Raw genomic sequence first — 1,346 nt, forward strand, 5'->3', positions numbered from 1 at the left:
AGCGCCAGCGCGTGGCGCTGGCCCGCGCCATGGCGATCGAACCGGCCGTGCTTTTGCTCGACGAGCCGTTCGGCGCGCTCGATGCCCAGGTGCGCCGCGAACTGCGCCGCTGGCTGCGCGACATCCACGACGCCACCGGCCATACCACGGTCTTTGTCACCCATGACCAGGAAGAGGCGCTGGAGCTTGCCGATCGCGTCGTGGTGATAAGCCAGGGCCGCATCGAGCAGGTCGGCACCGCCGACGAGATCTACGATACCCCGAACTCGCCCTTCGTTTATGGCTTTATCGGCGAATCGAGCTCGATCCCGGTCAAGGTCGAGGACGGCCAGGTCTGGATCGCCGACCGCCCGATCGGGCTCTCCGCGCCGCACGCACCGCAAGGCGAAGCGACATTGTTCTTTCGCCCGCACGATGTCGAACTGGTGGACGAATGCAACGGCTGCATCGCCGGCACGGTCGCCGCCAGCCGCCGCGTCGCCGGCACCAGGCGGGTCGAGCTCGAAATCGGCGGCGAACGCCAGCGGGTCGAGATCGAATTGCCCGTCGACCATCCGGCGGCGCAGAAAACTCGAGTGGCTTTTAGGCCGCGGCGCTGGAAGCTTTTTCCGGCTGGTTGATTACGAGGCGATTACCAACTTGTGCACAACAAGACGTTTCGGCCCGCTCTTTCAACGCGCCTTAGCGAGAGCGCAAGGGTCATCGGATTTTTCGGGGAAGCCGCAAAGCCGTAGTGCTCGTAGAAGGCTTTCGCTTCGTCCGATATGGCATGAACAAGAAGGCCGCGAATCCCGAGGTCGTCGCGGCGTAACGCGTGCGCAGAACGGTGTCTTGCAACAGCGCGGCGCCTAACCCGTGCCTTGCCAGCTTGTGTCCACGCTGCTCGAATGTCGCGCGGTATACGTCGAGCAGCCTGATGGAGCAGGTCTGCACGGCCTTGCCGTTCAAGATGGCTTTGGTGGACCGCGATCACGTTCCCGGCGGAAACTCGCTGTCGGTTGTCTCCCATCCTTTGATGGGCATCCACGTCATCGACCGGAGCAAGCGCTGCGTCAGCGGATAGTGGTGTCGATCCACGCGTCTTCGCCACAGCGGCGCCAGGAGCCACCATTCCCGGCGCTTCTCCAATACTGACCTTCGCGCGCTACGGCTTGACGCGATTCGGAGCTGACCTTCAAAGATATAGCGAATTAAAGAAAACAGCGGTATTTTGACCGATTGAAATCTCCTTGGGGTGCTCATGGCTCTAGATGTCATTGGTGCAGGCATGGGTCGCACTGGCACATATTCGCTGAAGCTCGCGTTGGAGCATCTTGGGTTCGGGCCGTGTCATCACATGGCAGATG

3 protein-coding genes are annotated in these 1,346 nt (G+C 62.0%); all 3 read left to right on the plus strand.

The features are described 5' to 3' along the window. A partial coding sequence (locus NKJ55_RS35335; RefSeq protein ID WP_352453915.1) for a sulfate/molybdate ABC transporter ATP-binding protein occupies positions 1-620 on the plus strand: 620 nt, incomplete at its 5' end. 296 nt (positions 621-916) lie between these two features. Continuing rightward, complete coding sequence (locus tag NKJ55_RS35345; RefSeq protein ID WP_352453916.1) at positions 917-1,063, plus strand: hypothetical protein; 147 nt, start codon at positions 917-919, stop codon at positions 1,061-1,063. Between the two features lie 177 nt (positions 1,064-1,240). After that, a partial coding sequence (locus NKJ55_RS35350; RefSeq protein ID WP_352453917.1) for a sulfotransferase occupies positions 1,241-1,346 on the plus strand: 106 nt, incomplete at its 3' end.

The sequence above is a fragment of the Mesorhizobium sp. M0106 genome (assembly GCF_040322715.1).
GTDB lineage: Bacteria > Pseudomonadota > Alphaproteobacteria > Rhizobiales > Rhizobiaceae > Mesorhizobium.